Here is a 19,466-nt window from a genome sequence, read left to right as displayed (position 1 = left end):
CGCGCCGCGGCGCCGCGGCGATCCGCGCGCCACGGAAAAGAGAGCCAGGCAGACCGTGAAGCGCTCCAGCGGCAGCGAACCCGTCCCCCATGCCGATGGGCGACTGCGCCGCCTCGCGCCGGCGATCCTGATGTGCCTCATCCTCGGAGCCCTCGGCGGGCTGCTGGCGGCGACGGTCTATCACCCCTCGACCGTGCGGGCGTCGTTCACGCCGCCGCGCGAGCCGGCGCGCGACTTCAGGCTGCACGACCAGGACGGCCGCTCGATCACGGTCGGGCAGGCACGCGGCCACGTCGTCATCCTCACGTTCCTCTACTCGACCTGCCGCGACCTCTGCCCGGCGCAGGCGGCCGACATCGTCCAGGCGGTCGGCAAGCTCGGCCCGCTCGCCGGCCGCGTGCTCGTCTACGGCGTCAGCGTCGACCCGGTCGGCGACACCCCGGCTCGGGCGCGCGCGTTCCTGAAGAAGTACGGCGTCTACGGCGGCCCGGTGCACTTCCTGGTCGGCTCGCGCGCCGCGCTGCGGCCGGTCTGGCGTGCCTACGGGATCGTCCCGATCAACGCGACGCCGCAGGAGGCGCGCGACGCCGCGGTCGCCTACGACCGCCTCCAGAGCGGCGGCGTAAAGAGCCGCCCGTACCTGCCGCCCGAGCGGTCCGCGCCGCCGGCGGCGCAGGAGCCGTTCCCCGACGCGACCGACCTGCGCTACCGCGGACGCGCCCGCCATCACGCCGGGGTCGACTTCGAGCACTCGGCCTACGTGATGCTGATCGACAAGCGCGGTATCCAGCGCGTCGGCATCCCGTTCGAGCAGCTCACGCCGGACTCGCTCGCCGCCGACCTGAAGCGGCTGCTCACCCAGCGCTAGCTCGCGGGTGCGGGGCTCAGATGTAGTACATCGTCGCGCCCGCCGCCTGGTTCTCGCGCTCGACCACGTCGGCGATCGTGGACTTGGCGAGGACGGCGCGGGCGGCGTCCGCGGCCTCGGCGAAGATGCCCTCGGCGTCGGCGCCGAGCCGGCCGTCGAGCAGCTCGACGACCTCTAGGACGGTGACCTCGCCCGGCTCGCGGGCGAAGGCGTAACCGCCCTTCACGCCGCGCTGGGAGCGCAGGACGCCCGCGCGGCGCAGGACGGCGAAGAGCTGCTCGAGGAACTGGACTGGGACGTCGCGGCGGCGCGCGAGCTCGCCGATCGGGACGGGGCCTGCGCCGCCGCAGCGGGCGAGCTCGGCCAGTGCCCGGATCGCGTACGGCGACTTGGTGGTGATCGAGAGCACGCACGCATCCTGACAGGCCTATCGGCTCGCTGGGACGGGGAACGCGACCGGGCTGCGATGGCCGTCGCGGTCGATCGCGCGCACGCCGAAGAAGAAGTCGTCCTTCGACATGCCGTTGGCCGTGTAGTCGGTCACGTTGCCGGCCGGGATCGTGTGCGTCCGAGCGCGGCTCGTCGGTGTTGCGCCAGACGATCTCGTAGCCGGCGGCGTCCGGCTCCGGGCTCGCGTTCCAGCGCAGCGTGGTGTCGTTGGTCAGGTTCGCCGTGATGGTGCGGGCGTTCTTGGGCGCGGCGGGCGCGCGCGCCGGCGACGCGAGCGCCCGCGTTCACGCGCGCGACGCGGGCGATGTAGTCGAAGTCGACGTACTGCGGCAGATCGCCGTGCTGCAGCCGTCCTGGACCCGCACGTCCTGGTGCTGGTGCTCGTTGGTCGCATCGGGCTGCGTGAAGCGCGCCGCCGCGTAGCCGCGCTCGAGGAACGGGATGTGGTCGCCGCCGCGCAGGTAGCGGTCGCGACGGTGGATCACCTGCACGTCCATGCCGATCGTCGCGTCGAAGTGACGCGTGGCCATCACCCGCGCCATCTCGACCACCGCGATCACGCCCGAGGCGTCGTCGTCGGCGCCCCCGTTCGTGGACGGGACGGAGACTACTCCGGGTAGTTAGAGCCAGCCGCGCTCGGTCGCGTGCAGGACCGCCTGCGCGCGATCGACGGCGCCGAGCTTGCCGTAGATGTTGTGCAGGTGCGTGCGCACCGTGCTCGTGGAGAGCGACAGCTCGAGCGCGATCTGCTTGTAGACCATGCCCTGTGCGAGGCGCTTGAGGACGTCCACCTCGCGCGCCGAGAGCGGGCACGGCTCGACCGCCCGCGGGCGGTCGTTGCTCGGGTACGGAAGATCGTAGAGCACGGCGCGCAGCTCGCTCGGCCCGAAGCCGACGTTGCGCGCGGCGCGCAGGAGCTCCGTCGAGGAGACCGGCGAGCCCTGCGAGTAGTGCGCGAGCATGTCCGCCAGGCGGACGAACGCGGCGTCGCCCTGGGCGTCGTCGGAATGGTGACGCTCGATCGCCGACGCGACGGCCTTCGGCAGGTTCCAGCGGCGGGCGAGCACGCCGCCGACCAGCGCGTGATCGACGCCCAGCTCGCGGCGCTCGTAATGCAGCCGTTCCTCCGGCGTGCGCGCCGGTCCGTGGACCTGCTTCGGATAGCCGGGGTAGGCGTGCATCAGCACGAGCTTGCCGACGTCGTGCAGCAGCGCCGTGACGAGCAGCCGGTCGCGGTGGCCGTAGCCGGCGGAGGCGGCGAGGCGGTCCGCCGCGCGCTGGACGGCGACGGCGTGCAGGCGGAAGCGCTCGGGAGCGGCGTCCCACGTCTTCCCCCGCTCGAAGAACTCGAACGTCTCGGCGTTCGCCGCCAGCCGCTGGACGGCCTCCGGCGAGAGCACCTCGACCGACCCGACGACGGACTCGACCTGCCCGCGGCGCGGGGACTCCAGGCCGTTGGCGAGCCGCATGACCGAGATCACCAGCGCGACGTCGGACTCGATCGCGCGCACCACGTCGGCGATCGACGGGCGCTCCTCGGAGATCAGGGCGAGCAGCCGGTTGCGCGACTCGGCGAGCGCCGGGAACACCTCGAGCGCCTCGAAGGCGGCCGTGAGGCGCTTGCCGTGGCCTTCGTTGCGCGGGCGACCCACGACCGCGTACGGCGCTTCCTCGCGGACGCGAGCCTTTACGGCGGCCGGTGCGGGTGCGGTGCTCATGAGCTGATGATCGGCTGGATCGTCTTGATCTGGAGTGTTGGCAGGGGTCATGGATATGCCGCCTTGACCCGCTATCGGCATCTGCGGACCGATGGTTGAGGCGCCCGCCATCTTCCCCTCCCTATCCCGCCTGCTCTGCGTCGAGCGCATCTCCCACCCTTGCCAGGCCCTCGGAGCGTCCGAGGAGCGCGACCGTCTCGAAGATACCTGGTGAAACGGTCGTTCCGGTAAGAGCTACGCGCAACGGCTGGAAAAGTTGCTTGGGTTTGCGCTCCGTGCGATCGACGACCGCGCGCAGCGCCTCCTCGACGTTCTCCGGCGTCCAGGGTTCCGGGAGCGCCTCCAGCGCGCCCTTGGCGTCCTGCAGCGCGTCCCGGTGGTCCGGCGTGGAGAGGAACTTCTGGCGTGCCGCGGGGTCGTCGAACGGGCCGTCGAAGAAGGAACCGGCGAGCGGCCAGAACTCGTCGAGCGTCGACATCTTGTCCTGCGTGATCGCGACGGCGTCACGCAGCCCCGTGCGGCCCGTGAACTCCTCCAGGCGAGCCGTCAGGTCGTCGAGCGGCAGCCCGCGCAGGTAGCGGCCGTTGACCCAGCGCAGCTTCTGCTCGTCGAAGACCGCCGGGGCCTTGGAGACGCGCTCGAGGCTGAAGAGCTCTTGGAGTTCGGGGATCGTGAAGAACGTGGTCGACTCGTCGTAGCCCCAACCGAGGAGCGCGAGGTAGTTGATGACTGCCTCACGCAAATACCCGGAATCTCGTAGATCTTGCACCGACGCGGCACCGTGGCGCTTCGACAACTTCTTGCCGTCGGGCCCATGGAGCAGGGGCAGGTGGGCGTAGACCGGGACCTCGGCGCCCAGCGCCTCGTATATGCGGACGTGCTTGGGCGTGTTGGAGTAGTGGTCGGCGCCGCGGACGACGTGCGTGATGCCTTCGTCCATGTCGTCCACCACGACGGCGAGGTGGTAGATGGGCGTGCCGTCGGCGCGGGCGATCACCAGGTCGTCGAGCAGGGCGTTCTCGAACGCCGTCTCGCCGCGGATGACGTCGCAGACGACCGTGGTGCCCTCGTCGGGCATCCGCAGGCGTACCGCGCCCTCGCCCTCGTCGGCGCCGCGGAAGCCGCGATTGTCGTTGGCGTCCTTGTAGGCGCGGACCTCTTCGGCGCCGGCCGTCGTGCGATACGCCTTGCCCTCGTCGAGCAGCTGCTGGACCACCTGCGCGTGCCGCTCGGCGTTCTGCGTCTGGAAGATCGGGCCCTCGTCCCAGTCGATCCCGAGCCACTCGAGCGACTCGAAGATCTTGTCCACGTTCTCCTTCGTGGAGCGCTCGCGGTCGGTGTCCTCGATCCGCAGCACCAGCTGTCCGCCCGAGCCTCGTGCCAGAAGCCAGTTGTACAGTGCCGTCCTCGCGTTGCCGATGTGCAGCGCCCCAGTGGGCGACGGAGGAAAGCGGACTTTCATGGGCACAAGCATGGCACCCGAGGGCGACGCCCCGCCGGCATGCTGATCGGCGCACACGTCTCCCCCGCCGGCGGCCCCGCCAACGCCGTCGCGCGGGGCGACGAGCGGCACTGCACCGCGATCCAGATCTTCAATCAGAGCCCGCGCCAGTGGAAGGGCCGCCTCTACAAGGAGGAGGAAGTCGCAGCGTTCCGGGAGGCGCTCGACGGCTCGCCGATCGAGACGGTGATCATCCATGCGATCTACCTGCTCAATCCCGCTTCCGAGAAGGCGGAGTTCCGCGAGAAGTCGCTCGAGGCGCTGACGCTCGCGCTCAACGCGGGAGCGCAGCTCGGGGCGCTCGGCGTGGTCCTGCACCCCGGTTCAGCATTGAAGAGTGAAGACGTCAATGCGGCGATCAAGCGCGCCGGTGAGGTGATCAAGGAGGCGCTGGACGCCTCCGAGGGCTGCGACCTGCACCTGGAGGACACGGCCGGCGCGGGCGGGACGCTCGGGCGCTCGTTCGAGGAGCTGGCGGCGCTGATCGAGGCGTCTGGAGGCGGCAAGCGGCTCGGCGTCTGCCTTGACACGTGTCACCTGCACGCGTCCGGCTACGACATGCGCACGGAGGACAGCGTCGCCTCGGTCGTGGACGACTTCGACCGCATCGTCGGGCTCGACCGCCTGCATTCCCTGCACGTCAACGACTCGGTCAACGCTCTCGGCTCCAACCGCGACCGGCACGTGAACCTCGGCGACGGCGAGATCGGCGCGGCGGGCATCGCTGCGTTCCTGTCCGAGCCGCGCTTCGACGGGCTGCCGGCGATCTTCGAGGGCCCCGGGCACAAGGGCAAGAACGTCGAGCCCGAGGACATCGAGAACATGCTCGCCCTGCGCGAGCGGGGGCTGAAGGCGCGCAGGAAGGGCTAGGGCGCGCGTGGCGCCACGCGCGCGAGGCCCCGCTCAGGCGGCGACGGCGGTCGCGGGGCCCAGCAGGGCCTCGAGCTCGGCCTTGAAGCCCGCGTCGCGGGCCTTGACCTTGTAATCGGCGCCGAACTTCAGGCGCCGGAGGCCGGTCCGCGTGTGCATCTCGAGCACGAACTCCATGTCGCCCGGGTAGCGCTCGAACAGCTCGCGCAGGTCGGCCACGACGGACGCGGGCAGCTGCGCGGCGTCGACGCGGCGCTTGAAGGCGGTCGGCTGCGTCGCGGCGATCTTCGCGATCTGCGCCTTGGCCTTCGCGATCTCCGCGTCGGTCGGTTCGAACGCCTCGACGTCCTGCACGATCACGCAGACCTTGCCGGCCTCCTTGTGATCCACGCGGCCGCGGACGAGCACGATCGCGTCGTTGGCCACGACGCCCTCGGCGGCGGCCAGCGACTTCTCGAAGACCACGATCTCGACCGAGCCGTCGAGGTCGTCGAGCGTCGCGAACATCATCTGCGAGCCCGAGCGGGTGCGGATCTTCTTGGACTCGGTGATCATGCCGCCGACCTTCACCCAGTCGCCGTCGCGCTGGTCGATCACCTTGTCGCACGAGCAGTCGGCCTTCATCTTCAGCGCCTCGCGCACGCGCTTGAGCGGGTGCTCGGAGATGAAGATGCCGATCGACTCCTTCTCCTTGGCGAGGAGCTCTGTGCGGTCGTACTCGTGCGTCGGGATCGGCCGGTGGCTCGGCGCCGCGAACGGCGTCGAGGCGTCGGTGGCCGGCTTGGCGTCGATCAGGTCGAAGATCGAGCCCTGGCCCGTCTGTGCGTCCTGCTGCGCGCGCTGGCCGGAGGCCTGCGCGTCGTCGAGCACCTCGATCATTCCGCGGCGCGTCGCGCCGGTGGAGCCGAATGCGCCGCAGTTGATCAGCGCCTCGATCGAGCGCTTGTTGACCGTGCGCGCGTCCACGCGTTCGCAGAAGTCCCACAGCGACGTGAACGGCCCCTTGTCCTCGCGGGCCTTCTTGATCGCCTCCACCGCCGCGTAGCCGACGCCCTTGACCGCGTCCAGGCCGAAGCGGATGTTGCCCTCCACGACCATGAACTCGTGGTCTGACTCGTTGACGTCCGGCGGCAGGATCTCGATCCCCATCGCCTCCGTCTGGTTGACGAAGAACGGGACCTTGTCCTTGGTGTCCATCACCGAGGAGATCAGCGCCGCCATGTACTCGGCCGGGTAGTTGGCCTTCAGCCACGCGGTGCGGTAGGAGATCAGCGCGTAGCAGGCGGCGTGGGACTTGTTGAACGAGTAGTCGGCCGACTTCTCGTTGGTCGCCCACAGGGTCTCGATCACGTCCGGGGCGGTGCCCGACGCCCGGCAGCCCTCGACGAACAGCGGCTGCAACTCCGCCATCGCCGCGCGGTTCTTCTTGCCGATCGCCTTGCGGAGGTCGTCCGCCTTGGCGCCGCTGAACCCGGCCAGGGACTTGGCGATCTGCATCGCCTGCTCCTGGTAGAGGATCACGCCCTTGGTCGACTCGGTGATCGGGCGCAGACGGTCGTCGATGAAGGTGATCGTGTCCGGGTTGCGCTTCCCGCGCGCGTACGCCGGGATCTGGTCCATGGCGCCCGGGCGGTAGAGCGCCACGAGCGCGACGAGGTCCTCGAACTCGGTCGGCCCGACCTTCTTGAGGGCCTCGCGCATGCCCTCGGATTCAAACTGGAACACGCCGATCGAGTCGCCCCGGGCCATCATCTCGTACGTCTTCGCGTCGTCCAGCGGCAGCGTGGCCATGTCCGGCCGCTCGCCCGCCGAGCGCTCGATGATGTCCAGCGCGTCCTCGATCACGTCCAGGTTGCGCAGGCCCAGGAAGTCCATCTTGAGCAGCCCGAGCTCCTCGACGGGCTTCATCGAGAACTGCGTGACCGTGCGGTAGACCTTCCCACCGTCCTCGCCCGTGCCGGCGTCGGCCAGCTGCAGCGGCACGATGTCGGTCAGCGGCCGGTCGGAGATCACGACGGCGGCCGCGTGGATCGACGCGTTGCGCACGATGCCCTCGAGGCCCTGCGCGACGTCGACGATCTGCTTGGCGACCGGGTCGCGAGCGACCTCGTTGGCCAGGTCGGCTCCCGGCTGCAGGCACTCGTCGAAGCTCGGCGGGCGGCCCATGATCGGATCCGGGATGAGCTTCGCCAGGCGGTCGCCGACCCCGTAGTCGTGTCCGAGCACGCGCGCCGCGTCGCGCGTCGCCGCGCGCGGGAACATCTTGCCGAACGTGATGATCTGCGCGACCCGGTCGGCACCGTACTTCTCGGTCACGTACCGGATCACGCGTTCCCGCCCTCGCACCGAGAAATCGATGTCGATATCCGGCATCGACACGCGCTCGGGGTTGAGAAAGCGCTCGAACAGCAGGTCGTAGCGCAGCGGATCGACGTCCGTGATCTGCAGGCAGTACGCCACGATCGAGCCGGCCGCCGAGCCACGGCCCGGGCCGACCGCGATGCCGTTGGACTTGGCGTAGTTGACGAAGTCCCAGACGATCAGGAAGTAGGCGTTGAAGCCCATCCGGTCGATGACCCCGAGCTCCATCTCCATGCGCTCGACGGCGGCCGCGGGCGGCGGGTCGCCATAGCGCTCGCGCAGCCCCTCCAGCACGAGCTCGCGCAGGTACGTCTTCTCGTCCACCCCGCCGGGGCAGTCGTAGCGCGGGATCAGCTGGCCGTCGAGGGCGATCGAGACGTCGCAGCGCTCGGCGATCTCCAGCGTCGCCTCCAGCGCGCCCGGGAAGTCCCTGAACGACTCGGCCATCTCCTCCGAGCTCTTCAAATAGAACTCGTTGGTGGAGAACGACATCTTCGGCGCCGCGAGCGTCGACTTCGTCTGCACGCACAGCAGCGCGGCGTGGTGGTGGAAGTCCTCCCGGCGCAGGTAGTGCACGTCCGCCGTGGCGACCAGCGGGCGGCCCATCTCGGCGGCGAAGCGCTTCATCGCCGCGTTGACCTGCTCCTGCTCGTCCAGGCCGTTCTTCTGGACCTCGAAGTAGACGTCCTCCGGCCCGAACACCTGCACCAGCTCGTCCAGGTGCGCGCGCGCCTCGCCGAGGTTGTCGGCGACGATGCGCTGGCTGGAGCGCGACGCGAGGCACCCCGTCAGGCAGATCACGCCCTCGGCGTGCTGCGCGAGCAGTTCCATGTCCACGCCCGGCTTGCCGCGGTGCAGGCCCTCGAGGAAGCCCTTGCTGGAGAGCGTCGTGAGGTTCCTGAACCCCTCGTCGTTGCGCGCGAGCAGCGTGAGGTGGTTGCGCTCCACCTTGCGATCGCGCACACGGCGATCGTCCACGTAGTAGGCCTCGAGCCCGAGCAGCGGCTTGATGCCGTGCTTCTTGGCGGCCTTGTAGAGCTCGACCGACCCGTTCATCACGCCGTGGTCGGTGAGGCCGATGGCCGGCTGGTCGTACGCTGCGGCGCGCTCGGCCAGCGCGTCGATCTTGCAGGCGCCGTCGAGCAGCGAGTACTCGGAGTGGACGTGCAGGTGGGCGACTGAGGGGCTGCTCACGGGCCGGAAACGATAGGCGGGTTGCCGGACGCGATCCCGGGCATCGCCCGCATCTTGCGCCGAAGTTCGCGGCCGCGCGTTGTGGACCGGCGGCTGGTCCAGGTGTGGTCGAGGGAACCTTGACAGCGGTTGTCGGATCGTCGGACAATCCGACGCATGGAGGGGGTCTACAGCGCGTTGGGGGTCAGACGCGTGATCAATGCGTGCGGTATCTACACCGACCTGGGCGGCTCATGCCTGAGCCCCGCGGTGTGGGCGGCGGCGGCCGAGGCGAACAGGACGTGGGCGTCCGTGCCGGATCTGCTGGAGGGAGCCGGCGCGCGGATCGCGGGACTGGTGTCCGCCGAGGCGGCCCGGGTGGTTCCGGGTGCCTCGGCGGGCATCGCGCTGTCGGTGGCCGCGTGCATCGCGCGCGGGGACGGCGCGGTCGGCGAGGCGCTGCCCGCGACCGACGCCGTCGTGCTCATTCAGCGCGCGCACGCGGCGTACAGGTACGCGCGGTGCGCCGCGCTCTCCGGGGCGCGGGTCGTCGCGGTCGACTCGCTCGCCGAGGGCCTGGAGCTCTCCCCCGTCGCGATCCTCCATCCGGCCCACCTGGACGATGCCGGGGAGCCGCTGGCCTCGGTGCGCGAGCTCGGCGTGCCGGTGGTCGTCGACGCCGCATATCTGAGCCATCCGCCCTCCGAGCTCGGGCGCTGGGCGTCCGGCGCCGACTTCTCCTGCTTCTCGGCCAAGTACTTCTGGGGGCCGAACGCCGGCGGGTTCGTGGCCGGCCGGCGGGAGCGGATCGCCGACCTCGCCGCGCTGGACTTCACCGGCTACGAATCCGGCCCGTGGCGGACATTCGGGCGCGCGTTCAAGCTCGACCGGGCGACGATCGCCGCGACGGTGGCGGCGCTGGAGGAATGGTTCGCGCTCGACCATGCCGCGCGCTGGGAGGGATACGCGCGCCTCGCGCGCGAGCTGGCCGGCGCCTTCCCGGGCGCGGTCCTGAAGCACTTCACGCTCGACGAGCGGATCGTGGACGGGCCGGTCAACGCGGTCGTCGTGCCGGGCGGCGCGCGGCTCGCGGACGCGCTCGCCGCGGGCGATCCGAGCGTACGCACGATCGTCGACGGCGACGACCTCGTGCTGTGCACCGAGACCTTGACCACCACCGAGGTGGCCGAGATCGCGGCGATCCGGCGCGCCGCGACGACGGTGGCGGGATGATGTCGGGCGTGACGTTGCGGGTGGCTCGGGCGTCGACGAGCTCGATGCTCGCGAACCTGCTGAGGGACGAACTCCTGTCTGGGGCGCTGCCTCCGGGCTCGCCGTTGCGCGACACCGAGCTGGCGGCGCGCGCGAACGTGTCGCGCGGGACGGCGCGCGAGGCGCTGGCCGAGTTGGCCCGCGACGGGCTGGTGGTGCAGACGCTCCACCGCGGGGTGCGGGTGGCGAGCCCGACCGAGCGCGACATCCAGGACGTCTACGGCGCGCGCCGGGTGCTGGAGGGCGCGGGGCTCGACGCGCTGCTCCGCACCGGGTCGCTGGGCGGGCTGGAGGACGCGCTCGACGCGCTCGCGGCGGCGCGCAGCGTGCCCGAGGGCGTCGAGGCGGACGCCTCGTTCCATCTCGCGATCGTCGCAGCGACCGGCGTCGACCGGCTCGTCGCGGCGGCGGAGCGGGCGATGCGCGAGGTGCGGCTGGTCCTGTGCGCGGCGGACCGCGCGACGGCGGACCTCGACGTGGCGGTGGCGGGGCACCGCTCGCTCCTGGACGCGATCGCCGGCGGCGACGCCGCGGTCGCGCGCCGGGCGCTGCTCGATCACCTGGCGCACGGCGAGGGGCGCGCCCGCTCGGTGGTGGCGCGGCGGTGACGCTGCTGCTGGGCGCGGACGACGTCCGGGCCCTGATCGCCCCTGCCGACGCGCTGGAGGCGGTGCGCGGCGCGTTCGTGCGACTCGCGCGGGGCGAGGCGACGGTGCCGGAGATCATGGACTTCGAGTTCCCGGGCGGCGGCGAGGGGCACGTGAAGGGCGCGTGGCTGCACGGGGACGCGTTCTGGTCGGTCAAGGCGGCGACCGGATTCCCGGCTGCCGGCGCCTCGGGCATCTCGCTCGTGCTGTCGGCCCTGGACGGGCGGGCGGCCGCGGTCGTGATGGACGGCGGGCTGCTGACCGAGCTGCGGACCGCGGCGGCGGGCGCGCTGGCCGCGTCGCTGCTCGCGCGTGCCGATCTGGAGCAGGTCTGCGTCGTCGGCGCGGGCGGGCAGGCGCGGTTCCAGGTCGAGGCGCTGCTCGGGGTCCGGTCGCCGCGGCGGATCGTCGTGTGGGCGAGACGGGTGGCGCAGGCGCGCGAGTGCGCGCTGGAGCTGCGGGCACGGTTCGGGGTCGAGGCGGACGGGGTGTCCGAGCTCGAACCCGCGGTGCGGGGGTCCGACCTCGTCGTCACCGTGACGGCTTCCCGCGCGCCGCTGATCCGCTCCGGCTGGCTGCGTCCGGGCGCGCACCTGACGGCGGTGGGCTCCGACATGCCCGGCAAGCAGGAGGTCGAGGCGGCGGTGCTGGGAGAGGCGGACCTGGTGGTGGCCGATCACCCGCCGGTGGCCGCGGTCAACGGGGAGCTGCAGCACGCTCTGGCTGCGCACGCGGTGGCGCTCGAGGACGTCGCGGCGCTCGGGACGCTGCCCTCGCGGACGCGCGAGTCCGACGTCACGGTGTGCGACCTGGTGGGAATCGGCGTGCAGGACGCGGCCATCGGCACGCTGCTCGTCACCCGGGCGCTCGAGGCCGGCGCCGCCGGGATGCCTGTTCGCTGACAGACCGGTCATTCGGGCAGGTACCGGCGCGCGGACCGTTGACACTGTGTTACTTGACAGTGGACTGCGATCCTCAGAGCATCGTTGAAGTGGTCACGCACGCCGGCCCCATGGCGTCCCGTGCCGCCCGCAGGGCGTTGCGGCCGTCGCGAACCCCTCGCCGCCCCGGATACGGGCGCGTTGTCCGTGCGCGGACCAGAGCGCGCTCGGGCGTGTCCGCGCGGCGACGCACCGTTTTGAGGAGTGGCAGATGACGCTGCTGCCACTCGAGCGCACCTCCCCCGCCGACGACGTCGTCGAGGCGTTGCGCGACATCGTGCTCGGCGGCGAGTACCCGCCTGGGACGGCGCTGCCGGACACCGAGGTCATGCGGCGGCTCGGCGTCGCGCGCGACCTCGCGCGGGCGGCGCTGGGGCAGCTGGAGCGCGAGGGCCTCGTGGTGCACTCGCTGCACCGCGGCCCCGAGATCGCGCGGCTGTCCGTCGAGGACGTGCGCGATCTGTACGCGGCGCGGCGGACGCTGGAGCTCGCGGGGCTCGAGGCGCTCGTCCGGCGGCGGCCGGCGGACGACGTGTGGCTGCGGGCCGCGGTCTTGAGCATGACCGAGGCGGCGAAGGCGGGCGACGGCCGCGCCGCGGTCGCCGCGGACGCCGCGTTCCACCTCGCGCTCGTGGCCTCGACGTCCTCGCGCCGCCTGCGCGTGGCGGCCGAGGCGGCGCTGCGCGAGCTCCGCGTCGTGCTCGCGATCGCCGACCGCGTCGCGTCCGATCTCGACGAGCTCGCGGCCGACCACGCGGCACTGCTCGAGGTCATCGTCCACGCACCGGGCCCCTCAGCGCGAGCGGCGCTGCTCGACCACCTGCGGCGGGGCGAGTCCCGCGCGCTGGCGGTCACCCACGGGGCCTGAGGGCCGGCGCTCAGGCCGCGCCGCGGGCGCGGTCGGTCCACTCCTTGAGCAGCGAGACGGCCGCGCGATCGCCGCGGACGAGCGGGCGGTCGCCGGCCGCCGACGGCTCGTCGCGGAGCAGGCGGTCAAAGGCGGCGCGGGTCATCGTCACGGTCGCGTCGGCGGGACGCTCGGACTCGCCGACGGTCACGCCGGCGCCGTCGTCGACGGTGATGTACCACGTGCGCGGCTCGGGCTCGGTGACCTGCTGCGCGACGGTGAACGCGTGGCCGGAGGTCCACGAGGGATCGATCGCGAACGGCAGCGCGGCGAAGACGTGCGCGGGGTCCAGGCGAGCGCCGGCCCGCACGGCCTCCGCGAGGCTCATCTGCGCGGCGGGGAGTGCGCGCAGCACGCGCGCCTTGCGCCGGCGCCGCGTGACGCGGGCGCGTCCCGTGAACCGCCCGATCCGCCGCTCCCCGCCGGCGAGCAGCTCCGCCAGGGTCAGCGCGTCCGACCGAAGCTCGAACCGGGCCGCTCGCCGCGATCGCGCCTTGTGGAGGGGCTCCACGGTCGCGACGCCGTCCTGCACCGTCACGGCGAACGTGCCGATGCCGTCGATGGTGAGGTCGTACGCGAGCGGCTCGTCGAGCAGCGGTCCCTGCGCGGGAAGCAGCCCTACGAGGATCTCGCCGGCGATCACGGGGTCGTGCTCGGCGAGCGCCACGAGGACGCGGCGAAGCGGCCGCGCCTCGGCGATCGCGGAGCTGTCCACGGCGCCGGCCTCGGACTCGCCGCTCGGCGCTCCGGCAGCGACGCGATCGCCGGCCGCGTCGAAGCCGGCACTCGTGGGCGACTGGTCGACCGGACGAGACGCCCGGAGCGTGGCGGCGGCCGCGGCGAGGTTCGCGAGGAGCTCGCCGGTCTCCTGGTCGGGGCGGCGGGCGGCGGCGGCCGCGGACTCCGTCTGCTCGCGCGCGCGGCGGGCGAACGCGTCGGCGTCGCTCGCCGCGGCGCGGTTGAGCTCGGCGATGCGCTGCATCAGGGCGGAGCCCTCCTCGCGCGACTCCCGCAGCGTCTCCTCGACGTGGGCGCGGGCGCTGCGCTCGGCTTCGAGTGCCGTCCGCAGCCCTTCGGCTTCGCCGCGCGCGACGTCGGCGTCGCGCTGCGCTCCCGCGAGCTGGGCCTCGGCGGCCTCGTTCTTGGCGCGCTCGCGCCGCGCCTGCGCGAGCGCCATGCGGAGATCCGCGGCGGTGCGGCGGGCGACCGCGTGAGTGATGCGCTCGGCCTCGAGCTCCGCCGTGAGCGCGGCGAGCGCGCTCTGGTCCGCCGCGCGAGCCGCGCGCGCGGCGCGGAGATCGGCGCGCACGCCGGCGAGGGCGGCCAGCACCGCGTCCCGCGCGGCCCGCTCGCCTTCCGCTGCACGAGCGATCGCCTCCGCCGCGCGGCCGAGCTCGCGCTCCAGCTCGGCGCGCTTCGCGGTCCATACGGCCTCCGCCTCGAACACCGAGCCCGCGAAGATGTCCGGTGGGTCTGCCCATGAGCGGGCCGCCGATCCCAGAGACGCCCGCTGGAACGGCTCGATATGGCCTGCGGGAGCCGCGGAGGTATCGGACAGCGGGGCGTCGGGCGCGGGAACGGCGGGAGCGCCGTCGATGGCCGGAGATGGTGCGGCAGGCGCGACCGGAGAGGGCGCGGCGGCCTCGGGCGCCGCGCCGGCGGCGGGAGACGGCGCCTCGAGCGCCGCATCGCCGGGCAGAGACGGCGCCGGGGCGGTGGCGCGCGGTGCGGGAGCCTCGGGGACGGCCGAGGCCGTGTCGTGCGAGGTCGGGGGCGCCGCCGGAGCCGGGGACTCCGTTGGGCGTGGGAAGCGGAGGGCTCGGAGGCTCGCGAGCACGGAGGGGTCTATGACCTCCGCGCGCGGCTCGACGGGTGGGTCCGGCAGGGCGAGGCGGATGCCGTCCGGCCACTCGAGGGTCGTCTCGGACCACCCGGCCGTCACGAGCTCGGGCGCGATGAGGTAGGACGCTCGCCACTCTTGGGCGCGCGTGAAGCGCGACGTGGCGCGCGGCGCGATCCGCTGCTCGCCCGTGGGCGTGTTGAGGACCAGCGTGGGTGCCGTGCTGGTGGGCGCTTCGCCGTGGACCCGCAAGAGCCGGCTCCCGCCCAGCGCAGGGAGCCACTCGGCGAACTCGACCGCAGGCCCGGCCGGCCGGCCGGGCAGCGTTGAAGGCGTCGGGTCTGCCATGTGGCCCGCCATCCTGCCAGGCGGACCGGCGGCAACCCGGCGGGCGCGCTAGTTGAGACGCCCGCGGAGGGCGACGAGCGCGGCGGCGAGCGCGAGCGTGCCGCCGGCGAGCACCGGCTTCGGGCCGGAGCGGCGGCGCAGGAACCGCTTGGCGACGAACCAGGCGACCCGGCCGAGCAACGAGTAGAACATGCTCCCGGGGTACCCGCCAGGGCCTGCCGGCAGACGTGCCCGGCTCGTGGCGGTATCCGCGAGATACGCGCGGCCGGGCGGAGACGCCCACGGCGCGCGTGGGTCGCCGAGATGCGCCCGGCGCGGGACCCCGAAGGGCACCGTGTCAGGGCGCGGCGGTGGGCCGCCGCGCCCGGACGAGTTCGCGCTACTGGTCCCCGCGCGCGCGGCGCGCCATCCTGGACTGCAGCGACCAGATCTCGATGAAGCCCGGCGACGCCGACTGGGAGAACAGGCCTCCCGAATCGGCGAACGTGGCGAGCTGGGCGTCGTAGACCGCGTTCGGCGACTCACGCGTCACGACCCGCACCGAGCCCTTGTAGAGCTTCAGCCCGATGGTTCCCGTCACGCGCGTGTTGACGTGCTCGACGTACGCCTGGATGTCCTCGCGCAGCGGCTCCCACCACAGGCCCGCATAGACCAGGTACGCCCACTTGCGGTCGAGCTCGGGCTTGAACTGGTTCTGGTGGATGGTGCCGACCAGCCGCTCCAGCTCGCGGTGCGCCTTCAGTAGGATCGCGGCCGCCGGCACCTCGTAGATGTCGCGGACCTTCAGGCCCACGATCCGGTCCTCGATGTGGTCGACGATCCCGACACCGTGCTTCATGCCGATCGAAGCCGCGCGCTCGAGCAGATCCACCAACTTCAGCCGCTCACCGTTGAGGGACACCGGGACGCCGGCCTCGAACCCGACGGTCACGATCTCGGGCTCGTCGGGCGCGAGCTCGGGGCGCGTCACGAGCTGGAAGACGTCGTCGTCCGGCGCGTGCGCGAGGTCCTCGATCCACTTGCCCTCGGACGACCGGCCCCAGAGGTTGTCGTCGATCGAGTACGGCGCGGTCTCGGTCCCGCCCTTGACGGGGATCCCGTGCTTGCGCGCGTAGGCGATCTCCTCGTCGCGCCCCATCTGCCACGAGCGCACGGGCGCGATCACCTTCAGCTCCGGCGCCAGCGTGGCGATCGTCGCCTCGATGCGGACCTGGTCGTTGCCCTTGCCGGTGCAGCCGTGGGCGATCGTGTCGCAGCCGGTCCGCCGCGCGTACTCGACCGCGAGCTTGGCGATCAGCGGGCGCCCGAGGGCGGTGAAGAGCGGATAGCCGTCGCCGTAGTCGGCGTTGGCCCGGATCGCCGGCGCCACGTACTCCGACGCGAACTCCTCGCGCGCGTCGACGACGTGGCAGTCGAGCGCGCCGAGCTGCATAGCCTTGCCGCGAACGACGTCGTAGTCCTCCCCCGGCTGCCCGAGGTTGACGGTCAAGGCGACGACCTCCGCCTCGTACTCGTCCTGGATCCACTTGAGCATGACGCTCGTGTCCAGACCGCCGGAGTACAGCAGCAGGACTCGCCCGACCTCGCCGGGCTGGGCCAGATAGCTCGCTACGCGGGTCGCGTCGGGATCGGCGACGCGGTGGACCTCGGTGTGGGGATCGCGGGGCTGCTCGTCGTTCACGGCGAGACAGCCTACGAACTACCAGCGGCGCTGCCGTGCGACGACGCGCTCGTAGCGGAAGCCCTCGCCGTCGTCGGCCTCCTCGTAGCCGACGTCCTCGGGGCTGTCCTCGGCGTCGCGCACGTCCGCGAGCCAGCGCGCGCCCGACAGATCGGTGCGGCCCGCGGCCTCGTCGAAGATGCGCCCGCCGTCGATCCCGAGCCGCTCCGCGCTGCGGCGGTGCAGCGCCGGCACGGCCAGCGCCTCGCGCGGGTCGCCCTCCTGCGCCAGCGACGCGGCGACGAGCCCCTGCACGAGCGGCTCGGAGCTTTCGAGCCGCACGGCGAGCGCCGCGACGCGCTCGGAGAAGACGAGCAGCAATCCGGCGCGCACGCCGTCGATCGCTTCGCGGAAGACGGCCTGGCGTCCGGGGGACGCCTCGCTGAACGCGCGCACGACGCGCGCCAGCTGCTCGTCCTCGCGACAGGGGATGCGCGCCCGGTAGTAGTGGTCGCCGGGCGGGAGATCGAGCTGTGCCAGGAGGTCGCGCAGGTCCATGGTTCGAAGTCAGTCAAGCATGCCGCGGCATGACACGTTAGTCACGGGGCGTGCGGAAGCATCCACGCTTCGACGATCGGCGCCGGGGACGCGTTCGCGAACGTCGCCCTTCCGGGCGGCGCTCGCGTCGACGGCCGGCGACCTCGCGGGGCGCTGCTGGTCGCCGCGCTCGCGGACACGTCCGGCCCCTGGTCGTCGAGCCGCGTAGCGCCGCCGGATGTGGACCCGTAGTCGCGCGCGTGCGCGTGCAGTGGGGATCGCGGCGACGTGCCCCGGTCGCCGCGTTCTGCTCCACCACGTCGCCGCGGCGTCGGCTCTACGGCCAGTCGGTCCAGGACGACCTGGGCGGAGGAGGATCGGGCGGCGGCTCTTCGGGTGGCGCGGCGGCAGGAGCCGGTGCGCGGCGCAGGAGGCGGCCGACGACGAAGCCGGCGAGGCCGAGCAGGACGAGGAGCAGCGGGACGAGCAGGTCGACGCGGTCCACGGGCGGAGGCACGTTCGTCGCCGTGTTCCCCTCCACGCCGCCCGCCGCCGGCGGCTTGACGGTCGAGGGGACACGATCCGGCGCGCCCGCTGCGGGCTTGCGCCGTGTGCGGGACGGGTCGCCGGCGGCCGCCGCGCTGACGGGCGCCGACACCTCGCGCGCCGCCACCGTCGTGGCAGGCGCTCCGCCGGCGGCGCGGGTCCCGCCGCACAGCGCGCGCAGGCGCCGGAGCCCGCGGCGCTCGAGCTTGGCGACGCGGCGCACGCTCGTCTTCAGCCGCCGCGCGACGGCTGCGCGCGAGCGGCTCTCGCCCGCGCCCACGCCGGCGCGCAGCACGAGCACGCGGCGCTGGGGCTTCGAGAGGCCGCCGAGGCAGGCCTGGCGTGCGAGGACCGTTAAGCGCAGGCGGCGGTCGCGCAGCTCAGTGCACGCGCCGCCGGCGCACGAGCCGCCGGCCGGCTGCGCTCGCCGTCCTCCCGAGCCGCCGGAGCCCTTCGGCCTCCCGCCGGAGGACTCCCTTCGCGCCGTTCTCGAACCGCCGGGCGAAGCGGACGAGCCGGACGGTCCGGCGGAGCCCGAGGACCCGCTTGAGCCGGAAGAACCACCGGAGCCTGAGCCGGACCCCGTGCCAGACCCCGGCGAGCTGCCTGAACGGGTAGGCGCAGCCGCGCCCGACGGCGCTCCCGAGCCGCCCGATCCCCCGCCCGAGCCAGACGATGAGGGCGGCGACGCTCCGCCGGTGCCGGGCACGGTCGGGATCGGGATGGGACCCACCGACGGGACCGCCGTCGGAACCGCGGTCGGGAGCGGGACGACCGTTGGGACCGAGGTCGGCACCGGCAGCGGCACGGTGGGCACCGGCCGCGGCTGCACGCTGGGCACGGGCGGCAGTTGCGCCGAGGCCGGCGCCGCGGCCATCACGGCCAGACCGCAGATTACGAGGGGCCATTTGCGCACTCCGCTCTCCACCATCCATCCTTCCCTGGACGCGATGCGCTTCAAACCGGAGCGATTCGCGACACTGGATCGATGATGATGCGCAGGGGAATCGGGCTCGGTGCCCTGCTGGCGGCGCTCCTCTCGGCCGCGCCGGCCGCCGGAGCGCCGTCAGGCGTCGTCTACGGCGGCGAGACGTCGCAGCGCTGGCCCGTCGTCGTGCAGGAGGCGCGTGACGGGAAGTCGATCGCCAAGCTCGTCGTCGCGCTTTCCTTCAAGTGCGGACACGGCGCGCCGATCGTCAACCGCGACCGCTTCGCGAACCTCAGGCTCGCCGGCGGCGGGCGCTTCGAGAGCCGCTACGGGCCGGTCAAGACCGACAACGGCGACGGCACGAAGACCGACTACCGCGGCTCGGTCAGTGGCAGGCTCACGAGCCGGAAGGTGACCGCCGTGTCGCGCCTCAGCGGCGACTTCCATGACGCGAGCGGCAAGCGGGTGGACACGTGCGACAGCGGCAAGGTCAGCTGGACCGCGCGGCCGTGACGAGGGGTGCACGCCGGACGGCCGGCGCCTCGTGCGGATCTCTAGCTACTTGCCCCGGAAATAGTCGCGGTCGTTGACGCGGTTCCGTCCGACGCGGTAGGGATCATTTGCCTGCAAATCGGGCGATTTTGGAGGTTGGCTGTGCTGCGCTTGTCGGGCGGACAGGTGGAGTCGTTGTTTGATCTCGGGCTGCCGGTGCAAGTGGCCGAGTTGCCCGCGGATCTCGCGGCGCTGGACGAGTTGCTGGCCGAGCCGGGGGTGTTGGCGCCGATCGAGGCGTCGTGGGCCGAGGACGCCGTGTGGTTCGGGCGCCCGACGGTGGCGATGGACAGGTTCGTGCGGTTGATGATCGTCAAGGCGCGGTCGGGCTGGGGCTATGAGACGCT

17 protein-coding genes and 1 pseudogene are annotated in these 19,466 nt (G+C 72.7%); 8 read left to right on the top strand and 10 right to left on the bottom strand.

Translation table 11 applies throughout. The features are described 5' to 3' along the window. Positions 1 to 55: 55 nt before the first annotated feature. A complete protein-coding gene (locus H958_RS42930) occupies positions 56 to 868 on the top strand; it encodes an SCO family protein (RefSeq protein WP_051323950.1) in 813 nt (270 codons plus the stop codon). 16 nt (positions 869 to 884) lie between these two features. Here the strand turns inward: H958_RS42930 and H958_RS0107025 are convergent, their stop codons facing one another. The 4 genes from H958_RS0107025 to gltX form a co-directional block, all read right to left on the bottom strand. After that, positions 885 to 1,277, bottom strand: coding sequence for an RrF2 family transcriptional regulator (locus H958_RS0107025; RefSeq protein ID WP_028058130.1), 393 nt, complete (start codon positions 1,275 to 1,277; stop codon positions 885 to 887). A gap of 325 nt (positions 1,278 to 1,602) precedes the next feature. After that, complete coding sequence (locus tag H958_RS47415; RefSeq protein ID WP_051323949.1) at positions 1,603 to 1,878, bottom strand: hypothetical protein; 276 nt, start codon at positions 1,876 to 1,878, stop codon at positions 1,603 to 1,605. Between the two features lie 60 nt (positions 1,879 to 1,938). Continuing rightward, the gene (locus H958_RS0107010) at positions 1,939 to 3,036 is read right to left on the bottom strand and encodes an HDOD domain-containing protein (protein ID WP_081685683.1); all 1,098 of its coding nucleotides are present in this window, start codon (positions 3,034 to 3,036) and stop codon (positions 1,939 to 1,941) included. 121 nt (positions 3,037 to 3,157) lie between these two features. After that, positions 3,158 to 4,498 carry a glutamate--tRNA ligase gene (gene gltX / locus H958_RS0107005; protein ID WP_037409763.1) on the bottom strand — a complete coding sequence of 447 codons (1,341 nt, stop codon included), beginning with the start codon at positions 4,496 to 4,498 and terminating at the stop codon, positions 3,158 to 3,160. 39 nt (positions 4,499 to 4,537) lie between these two features. On the opposite strand from gltX, the gene H958_RS0107000 reads away from it, so the two are divergent. Next, positions 4,538 to 5,407: a deoxyribonuclease IV gene (locus H958_RS0107000; protein ID WP_028058127.1), complete on the top strand. Its 870-nt coding sequence runs from the start codon at positions 4,538 to 4,540 to the stop codon at positions 5,405 to 5,407. Positions 5,408 to 5,440: 33 nt separating this feature from the next. Here H958_RS0107000 and dnaE read toward each other — a convergent pair whose 3' ends face one another. Beyond that, positions 5,441 to 8,962: a DNA polymerase III subunit alpha gene (gene dnaE / locus H958_RS35640; protein WP_037409664.1), complete on the bottom strand. Its 3,522-nt coding sequence runs from the start codon at positions 8,960 to 8,962 to the stop codon at positions 5,441 to 5,443. A gap of 156 nt (positions 8,963 to 9,118) precedes the next feature. On the opposite strand from dnaE, the gene H958_RS47410 reads away from it, so the two are divergent. The 4 genes from H958_RS47410 to H958_RS35630 all read left to right on the top strand — a co-directional run bounded on the left by H958_RS47410 (position 9,119) and on the right by H958_RS35630 (position 12,669). Next, the gene (locus H958_RS47410) at positions 9,119 to 10,174 is read left to right on the top strand and encodes a hypothetical protein (protein ID WP_028058126.1); all 1,056 of its coding nucleotides are present in this window, start codon (positions 9,119 to 9,121) and stop codon (positions 10,172 to 10,174) included. A gap of 8 nt (positions 10,175 to 10,182) precedes the next feature. Further along, positions 10,183 to 10,821, top strand: a complete 639-nt coding sequence (locus tag H958_RS35635) for a GntR family transcriptional regulator (protein WP_196807261.1) — start codon at positions 10,183 to 10,185, stop codon at positions 10,819 to 10,821. Then, positions 10,818 to 11,762: an ornithine cyclodeaminase family protein gene (locus tag H958_RS0106980; protein WP_028058125.1), complete on the top strand. Its 945-nt coding sequence runs from the start codon at positions 10,818 to 10,820 to the stop codon at positions 11,760 to 11,762. The genes H958_RS35635 and H958_RS0106980 overlap by 4 nt, the downstream gene beginning before the upstream one ends. 250 nt (positions 11,763 to 12,012) lie before the next feature. Continuing rightward, positions 12,013 to 12,669, top strand: a complete 657-nt coding sequence (locus H958_RS35630; protein WP_051323947.1) for a GntR family transcriptional regulator — start codon at positions 12,013 to 12,015, stop codon at positions 12,667 to 12,669. 10 nt (positions 12,670 to 12,679) lie between these two features. On the opposite strand, the gene H958_RS0106970 is transcribed toward H958_RS35630, so the two are convergent. The 5 genes from H958_RS0106970 to H958_RS48665 form a co-directional block, all read right to left on the bottom strand. Beyond that, positions 12,680 to 14,896, bottom strand: a complete 2,217-nt coding sequence (locus tag H958_RS0106970; RefSeq protein WP_156027760.1) for a hypothetical protein — start codon at positions 14,894 to 14,896, stop codon at positions 12,680 to 12,682. Between the two features lie 48 nt (positions 14,897 to 14,944). Further along, complete coding sequence (locus H958_RS46005; protein ID WP_156027759.1) at positions 14,945 to 15,088, bottom strand: hypothetical protein; 144 nt, start codon at positions 15,086 to 15,088, stop codon at positions 14,945 to 14,947. Between the two features lie 187 nt (positions 15,089 to 15,275). Then, the gene (locus H958_RS0106960) at positions 15,276 to 16,577 is read right to left on the bottom strand and encodes an argininosuccinate synthase (protein WP_081685681.1); all 1,302 of its coding nucleotides are present in this window, start codon (positions 16,575 to 16,577) and stop codon (positions 15,276 to 15,278) included. Between the two features lie 18 nt (positions 16,578 to 16,595). Continuing rightward, positions 16,596 to 17,114, bottom strand: coding sequence for a hypothetical protein (locus tag H958_RS35625; RefSeq protein ID WP_037409663.1), 519 nt, complete (start codon positions 17,112 to 17,114; stop codon positions 16,596 to 16,598). A gap of 316 nt (positions 17,115 to 17,430) precedes the next feature. Continuing rightward, a complete protein-coding gene (locus H958_RS48665) occupies positions 17,431 to 18,516 on the bottom strand; it encodes a sigma factor-like helix-turn-helix DNA-binding protein (RefSeq protein WP_156027758.1) in 1,086 nt (361 codons plus the stop codon). Positions 18,517 to 18,633: 117 nt separating this feature from the next. Here H958_RS48665 and H958_RS0106940 point away from each other — a divergent pair, with 117 nt between their 5' ends. Together H958_RS0106940 and H958_RS35620 are read left to right on the top strand one after the other, a co-directional pair. Then, positions 18,634 to 19,080, top strand: a complete 447-nt coding sequence (locus H958_RS0106940) for a hypothetical protein (RefSeq protein WP_156027757.1) — start codon at positions 18,634 to 18,636, stop codon at positions 19,078 to 19,080. Positions 19,081 to 19,221: 141 nt separating this feature from the next. After that, positions 19,222 to 19,466 (top strand): annotated as a pseudogene (locus H958_RS35620) (ISNCY family transposase); the annotation flags it as partial.

This window comes from Candidatus Solirubrobacter pratensis (assembly GCF_000425945.1).
Lineage (GTDB): Bacteria > Actinomycetota > Thermoleophilia > Solirubrobacterales > Solirubrobacteraceae > Solirubrobacter > Solirubrobacter pratensis.
Note: the sequence above shows the minus strand (reverse complement) of the source record. Positions and strands in the feature narration are given on the sequence as shown.